The organism is Bacillus sp. BB081 (assembly GCF_008368895.1).
Lineage (GTDB): Bacteria > Bacillota > Bacilli > Bacillales > Bacillaceae_G > Bacillus_A > Bacillus_A wiedmannii.
Genome location: NZ_QOZX01000103.1, coordinates 22,639 through 30,113, shown reverse-complemented (window position 1 = coordinate 30,113; position 7,475 = coordinate 22,639). Strand labels below are relative to the sequence as shown.

At 29.1% G+C, this 7,475-nt stretch carries 9 protein-coding genes and 2 pseudogenes; all 11 read right to left on the bottom strand.

Features of this window, described 5'->3' with window-relative positions; all coding sequences use genetic code 11:
* Nucleotides 1-542: pseudogene (locus tag DN394_RS27555) on the bottom strand (hypothetical protein); the annotation flags it as partial.
* Nucleotides 543-760: 218 nt separating this feature from the next.
* Nucleotides 761-808: a hypothetical protein gene (locus DN394_RS29635; RefSeq protein WP_229163603.1), complete on the bottom strand. Its 48-nt coding sequence runs from the start codon at nt 806-808 to the stop codon at nt 761-763.
* Between the two features lie 147 nt (nt 809-955).
* The gene (locus DN394_RS27545; protein ID WP_141542906.1) at nt 956-1,750 is read right to left on the bottom strand and encodes a DUF3952 domain-containing protein; all 795 of its coding nucleotides are present in this window, start codon (nt 1,748-1,750) and stop codon (nt 956-958) included.
* Between the two features lie 223 nt (nt 1,751-1,973).
* Nucleotides 1,974-2,768, bottom strand: coding sequence for a hypothetical protein (locus DN394_RS27540; RefSeq protein ID WP_098208700.1), 795 nt, complete (start codon nt 2,766-2,768; stop codon nt 1,974-1,976).
* 92 nt (nt 2,769-2,860) lie between these two features.
* Nucleotides 2,861-3,139: a hypothetical protein gene (locus DN394_RS27535; RefSeq protein ID WP_061678617.1), complete on the bottom strand. Its 279-nt coding sequence runs from the start codon at nt 3,137-3,139 to the stop codon at nt 2,861-2,863.
* Nucleotides 3,140-3,233: 94 nt separating this feature from the next.
* The gene (locus DN394_RS27530) at nt 3,234-4,031 is read right to left on the bottom strand and encodes a hypothetical protein (protein ID WP_098208701.1); all 798 of its coding nucleotides are present in this window, start codon (nt 4,029-4,031) and stop codon (nt 3,234-3,236) included.
* Nucleotides 4,032-4,063: 32 nt separating this feature from the next.
* Nucleotides 4,064-4,852: a hypothetical protein gene (locus DN394_RS27525; RefSeq protein ID WP_061678619.1), complete on the bottom strand. Its 789-nt coding sequence runs from the start codon at nt 4,850-4,852 to the stop codon at nt 4,064-4,066.
* A gap of 92 nt (nt 4,853-4,944) precedes the next feature.
* Nucleotides 4,945-5,223 (bottom strand): hypothetical protein, encoded by a 279-nt coding sequence (locus tag DN394_RS27520; RefSeq protein ID WP_046959248.1) that lies wholly within the window; start codon nt 5,221-5,223, stop codon nt 4,945-4,947.
* 87 nt (nt 5,224-5,310) lie between these two features.
* Nucleotides 5,311-6,107 (bottom strand): annotated as a pseudogene (locus tag DN394_RS27515) (hypothetical protein).
* A gap of 27 nt (nt 6,108-6,134) precedes the next feature.
* Nucleotides 6,135-6,929 carry a hypothetical protein gene (locus DN394_RS27510; protein WP_061678621.1) on the bottom strand — a complete coding sequence of 265 codons (795 nt, stop codon included), beginning with the start codon at nt 6,927-6,929 and terminating at the stop codon, nt 6,135-6,137.
* Between the two features lie 179 nt (nt 6,930-7,108).
* Entirely contained in the window at nt 7,109-7,354 is a 246-nt protein-coding gene (locus tag DN394_RS29905; RefSeq protein ID WP_017657489.1) for a hypothetical protein, read from the bottom strand.
* Nucleotides 7,355-7,475: the final 121 nt, after the last annotated feature.

Here is a 7,475-nt window from a genome sequence, read left to right as displayed (position 1 = left end):
TATATATATTATAGCCCCCTTTATCATAGCTCCTTTTGTCTTACTAAAAAACGAGGTGGATCTTTCATCACTACTAAATGAACCTTCACTTGCTTGTTTAAATGTATCTAGCGTTGCTACAATATGGATAATAACTGCTCCTACAACTAGTAGCGCGGTATACATCCTACCAATTGAATTGTCAGCCATTTCAGAAACAATCGAAACTACAAATAATATCGTTCCAAGTTGAAACGCATATAGTAATACGATTAGCGTTTGTAACTTTTGCGTTTTAACTTTTGAAATTTAGAATATGCTTTCGGAAATAGATATATAATTAAAAATATAATTTGAATACTAAATAACACAATTTCAGTTTTAACAATTGTTCTATCAAAAAAATTGTTGTAGTAATTCAAATCCCCTGCAAAAATAATAAACATAAATATTGAAATATAAAATATCGTTCCAAGCATAAAACCCGTAGCACCTTCAGGACTTAAACGTCCTTGACATGTTATTCGAAATTTATCTAAATCTTCTTCTTTTATATTCCACACCCTGACATTTCCCCTTCTATACAGTTTAAATAATTTTCGTGCACTAAAATTCTATTACATTCTTAATATTTTTAAGTACATAGATCTTTGTACAACTAAATTCAGATAATCTTTTAGGTATATCATTACCATATTAATTACCATAATCATCTAACCAGAATGCCTTTTGATGGTTCAAGTAGTATTCTTTTTCCTCAAAAGTTCCAAATATTCTTCTTTCAATTAAGTATAACCGTCTTCTTGTCACCTTCATCCAATGCCTTTATTAGACTCTCATACTCTATTTTGATTTACCAAAACTATACGCGCTCAGTAAAACATAACTGTTATCACAATAACTATTTTTTACTACCCCTTTACTCATATCTTCACAACATTTATCGTTCTCAAAATTCAATCAAAATATATTATTTTTAATTTATATACTCTTTTTCATAATTTACATATTCTTTTTTGGCACTTTGATTATTATCTTCTCTGGTATGATAATATGTTGAAATTTCTTGATTGCGTTTTATAAGCTTATCTTCTTTTCTTTCTTCATAATTTACCGATATTGTTATTTGTATTATTCTCATTTGATTTTCTTTTGTATTATTAGGCGTATTAAATTCAATCATCAATATTGCAGAATCAAATTTATCATATTTTAAATTTAACTTGTCATTTATTATGCTTTTAAACTGTAATTCAGTTAAATCATAGCTTATTATGCTCGGTTCACTAGATCTTTTTGTATCTTCACTCGGTTTCAATTTACTAAGTTCATTTAATCCTCTAAACATTAATTTTACATATGAAACATTCATAGCTTGATCCTGGGCTACTGAACGGGATTTTTCATTTTTTAAATTTGTACTATAGACCGTTTCTTTTTTGTAATTTTGATTACTACCAACGTTTTTATCATTTTTTATATCAGTAACAACCTTTTGAGTTGTTTTCCCATATAAGTCGTCTTCTTTCACATTATATACTCCATGGGTTGTTTGATATATTATCCTGCTATGTTCACCATCTTCTTTTTCTTCATAAGTACTTTCGCTAGTCTCTTCTTTCACATATGCATATCCATCATCACTCGCAGACATAACCGTTTTCATATCACCTTCATCCAATGCCTTTACTAATCTCTCATACTCTATATTCGTCTCTCCAAAATCACATCCACTTAATAAACTTGCTACTATTGACAGAACTATCATCATCTTAGCTTTCTTCTTTAACTTCATACTGACACCCCGTTGATTTCTCTAGGCATTTTTAAATTCATTATGTTCCTTTTTGGAAAGTAATACATTTCACCTTTACTTATTGGTATTTATTTACTCATACAGATTATATTGAAGATACTTTAATTTTTAATAGCATCGATTTATATACAATCCTTTATTGCTTATATATTCTGTTCGAATTTTCAGAAACCAAAACTTATTTTATTTCTTTGGCTTGCTTTTTTTCCCTCTCTTCATAAAGCTTTAGTCTTTTCTGACGTTCCCTTTCATGTTCCTCCCATGAAATATAAAATGATGGAAATTTAAATCTACAATAGGCTAATAATTGGAATTCAGCTGCGCCTATGGCTACCGCGTACATGATTAAAGTTCCTCCCGCATACAATCCTAAAATATTTAGTATATAATCATTATGCACATAAATTAAAATGATAAGAGTTAACACATAAATTAGAGCACACTTAATTGCAATCCTCTTTGTTTTACTAAAAAATGAAGAGGATTCTTCTCCCGTATTAAATGCCCCTTTACTTGCCTGTCTAAAAGTATCAATAGTCGCTAAAATATGTACAATGACTGCACCTAAAAATAATAACCCGACATACATTAATGTAACTTGATCAATTGAATAATTTGACATTCCTGGAATTATCAACATTGTAAATGTTATAGTACCTAGCTGAAACGCATATAACAGTACCACGAGTGTTTGTAGTTTCTGAAATTTAAATGGCATCTTAGGAAACAGATAAATAATTAAAAAAATTACTTGAAGACTATAAAGTACTAACTCAAGGCTAACAATTATTTTATCAAAGAGAGTCGGGTAATAACTCCAACCAAACCTTATTAACCCTACAATAAGAAAAAACATTATTAATGAAATAAAAAACATCGTTCCAAACATAAACCCTGTAGCCCAGTCGGGACTTAAGCGGTTCTTACAAGTACTTTTAAATTCATTTAAATCTTCTTCTTTTATATTCCACATATAATTACACCATCTTTTCTAAAATCATGTAATAACTCTATTTTTGTAGACAAACTGAGAGTAAATAAATGTTTTTAGTATTTCATATTAAACTAGCCTTTTTTACTTTTTTTAACAAACACAAAATACAGCGATAGCATTAGTATTAAGCCTATTCCACAAACCAATACACCTCCATATTCTTTCTGGTATAAAAAAATAAACATAGTAACAATATAGCTCGGTATTGACAAAATAATGAGCCACTTCCCCAGAAACTCTGCTACTTTATATAGAAGTAAAAAGATAAACATACTCCCAACAATAATAGGTGCTATTACACCTTCAAAAAAACCTTTTTCTTTTTTTACAGTTTTTGAATCTTTATTCAAGACATTACATCCCTCTCTTTACTAGTTAATTTATGAATAATGTATTCATTCTATCTTCAATATAAGTTTACAAGTATCATTTACAACTTTCATTTCAGTTTTTGTTTCGCTTTTGTTCTTTCTCTCTTATTCTTTTTCTATTTGCCATAAATTCTTGGCGTTGCTTTTCATGTTGTTCCCACGTAATATTAAATGATGGGAATTTGAAGCGACAATACACTAACAGGACGAATTCTGCTGATGCAACGGCAAATACATATAATATAATTGTTTGTAAAAAATAAAACACCATCGGCTTTAGCGCAAAACGAATACTTGCAAAGATTAATATCAATAGGACAACTATATAAATTACCATTCCAATTAACATCCAGAGTTTTGTATTAGTAAAAAATGAGACTGATTCCCCTTCCAACTTATAACCTCCATATTTTGCTTTTTTAAAAGTATGGATTGTAATTACAATATGAGTAGTAATCGCTCCTAATAATAATAGACCTATATAACATACGGTTAGATTTTCACAAGTATATCCAAATATCGCTTCAATTAATACATAAGCATACCCTACCGTTGCAACCTGAAACGAGTTAAACACAATTACAATGGCTTGTAACTTTTGTAATTTAAATCTTAATTTCGGAAATGAATAGATAATCAAAAAAAGGATTTGCAGAATATATAATACTGACTCTACAGAAACAAATATTCGTTCAAAAGATTTTGGATAAGCCTCCCAACCAAGTTGTAAAAAACCCAAAACAATAAAAAACATCGGTAATGAAGCGTATACAAAAACTCCAACTAAAAAGGCCATTACACCACCAGGACTTAATCGGTTTTTATTTGTAATTTTGAAAAAATCTAAATCTTCTTCCTTTATTTTAAGCATTCATCTTTCCTCATTTCGACACAAAACTTATTTTATTTCTTTAGTTTTCTTTTTTCCTTCTCTTCATAAAGTTTTAGTCTTTTCTGACGTTCTCTTTCATGTTCCTCCCACGAAATATAAAATGACGGAAACTTAAATCTACAATAGGCTAATAATTTGAATTCAGCTGCACCTATGGCTACCGCATACATTACAAGAGTTCCTGCTATATACCCTACTAATATCTCTGTTTCATAATCATTATGAAAATAAATTAAAATAAGTAGGGTTAGTACATATACCGTAACACCAATCATTACGTTGTTTTTTGTTTTACTAAAAAATGAAGCTGCCCTTTCATCCATACTAAATGCTCCACTCTCTGCTTGTTTAAAGGTATCAATCGTTGTCACCAGATGAACAAAAACTGCTCCTAGAAACAATAAACCTAGATACAATAATGTAATTTGATCAATCGAATAATTTGAAATTGCTGGAAGTATAAATAATGTGAATCCTATAGTTCCTAGCTGAAATGTACATAATAATATCACAAGCGCTTGCAACTTTTGACATTTAAAACGAACTTTTGGAAATAGATATAGAATGAAAAAAATTACTTGCAAACCATATAACACTAATTCAATACTAACAATTATTTTGTCAAAGAGATTTGGATAATAACCCCAGCCAAATTTAACTAATGCTCCCAAAATAAAAAGCATGAATAATGAACTATAAACAGTTGCGCCAAGTATAAACACCATGGAGCGTTCTGGGCTTAAGCGATTTTTACATGTTATTTTAAATTCATCTAAATCTTCTTCTTTTATGTTCCACATATAATTACACCACCTTTTCTAAAAACATGTAATAACTCTATTTTTGTAGACAAACTGAGAGTAAATAAATGTTTTTAGTATTTCATATTAAACTAGTCTTTTTTACTTTTTCTAATAAACATAAAATATAACAATAACATCGATATTAACCCTATCCCGCCGCCCAACACCCCTCCATATTCTTCTAGATATATGCAAAGAAATATACTACCAATAAAAAATATTATTCCAAAGATAACAATCCACTTCCCTAGAAACTCTGCTACTTTATATAGAATTAAAAAGATAAACATAATCCCAACGATAATAGGTGCTATTACACTTTCAAATAAACCTTTTTCTGCTTTTACAGTTTTGGGATCTTTATTCAAGATATTACATCCCTCCCTTTACTAGTTAACTTATGAATAATGCATTTATTCTATATAAGTTTACGAGTATCATTTACAACTTTCATTTCAGTTTTTATTTCTCTTTTGTTCTTTCTCTCTGATTCTTTTTCTATTTGCTATAAATTCTTGGCGTTCCTTTTCATGTTGTTCCCACGTAATATTAAATGATGGAAATTTAAAGCGACAATACACCAATAGGACGAATTCTGCTGATACTACAGCGAATATATATAATATTATTGTTTGTACAACATAAATTGCCATTTGGCTAAATGTATAATTAAGATTTAGAAAAATTATATAAGTAGAACCATTACACTAATTGTCATTCCAATCGATAAATATAATTTTGCGTTAGTAAAAAATGAGACAGCTGGTCCTTCCGATTTATATCCTCCATGTTTTGCCTTTATAAAAACATCAATTGTAGTTACAATGTGAGTACAAAGCGCCCCTAGCATTATTAAACCAATATAAACTAACGTTTTATTATTACTTGGAAAATCAAACATTCCTTCAACCATCATAACGATAAATGGTAATGTTGCTAATTGAAAAGAATAAAATAAAGTCACGATGGCTTGGAGTTTCTGTAATTTAAAAGCAACCTTTGAAGACATGAAAATTATTAAAAAAATCAACTCCAAAATGTATAACTTTACCTCAGATCGTACCAAAAATGTTTCAAATGGTGTTAAAGAAATCTTATCACCGTTCAGCAAAACACCTAAAAACATGATGAGCATGGGTATAGAAGTATATGCAAAAACTCCTACATAAAAGATTCTTATATAATCCGGACTTAATCCATTTTTATTTGCAATTTTGAAAAAACCTAAATCTTCTTCCTTTATTTTAAGCATTCATCTTTCCTCATTTCGATGCAAAACTTATTTTATTTCTTTTTCTTTCTTTTCTTCTCTCTCTTTATAACGCTTTAAGAATTCCTGACGCTCCGTTTCGTGTTCCTCCCACGAAATATAAAATGATGGAAATTTAAATCTACAATAGGCTAATAATTGGAACTCTGCTGCACCTATGGCTACCGAATATAGTATAAGGGTCAATACGGCATACCAACCTATTTGCTCCATCGTATAATCATTATTAATATAAATTAAGATTAGGAGAGTTAATACATATAATATAGAAGCAATCATAAAAAAATCTTTTGTCTTACTAAAAAATGAAACTGAATTTTTCCACTTACTAAATGCGCCTTCGCTAGCTTGCTTAAAGGTATTAATTGTTGTAAAAATATGAATAATAAAGGCTCCTAACAATAATAAGACTACATAAGTCAATGTAACACGATCATTTGAATAACTGAAAATACTCGAAACAACTACTGTTACAAATCCTATAGTCGCAAGTTGAAGTGCATATAGCAATATAACTATAGCTTGTAACTTTTGAAATTTAAAACGGGCTTTGGGAAATAAATATACAATAAGAAAAATGATTTGTAAGCTATACAAAAATAACTCTATTTTAATAATTGTTTCCTCTAGTAAACTAGGATATACGGACCAACCAAATTTCACCAAACCATAAATTACACCTAACATTATTAATGAGGTGTATATGATTGAACCTAACATAAAACCTACAGCAGCCTCAGGACTTAAACGATTTCTACATGTTATTTTAAATTCATCTAAATCTTTTTCTTTTATATCCCACATCCAAGTTTCCCACCTTTAACTACCTTTACTTAAATCATGTAGATTAAATATAAAAACCTTCTCATTTTAACGAAAAGAGAAGGTTTTCTTGCTGTTATACATTCATGCCATATTTAAAGCTTTCCCTCTTCAAATAACGTATTATAGTTACTCTTTGAAATTTTATTTCCGCTATTAATTTAGACATTTTTATTTTTCTTAAAAAACACCAAATATGCAAATAATGACGAGATTAAGAGGAATACACCTGCCCCTATACCCTCGTATATTTTAAAATAAACAGCAGCAATTATCACAAATATTGACATTATTATTATTAGAATCATTGTATATTTCATTATAAATTCTAACGCTTTATATATAGATACTATTGTCCTCTCAAAACAACTTTTCTCTGTTTTCAAAACATTCTGCTCCTTATTCAAAGTAACACCTTCCTCTCTTTACAAATTGACTTTTGAATAAACTTTCTCCTTCAAAATAGCAACAAAGTAAACTATAGAACGTAACTACTACCAATTCAGAATAATCTAACTGAAAATCACA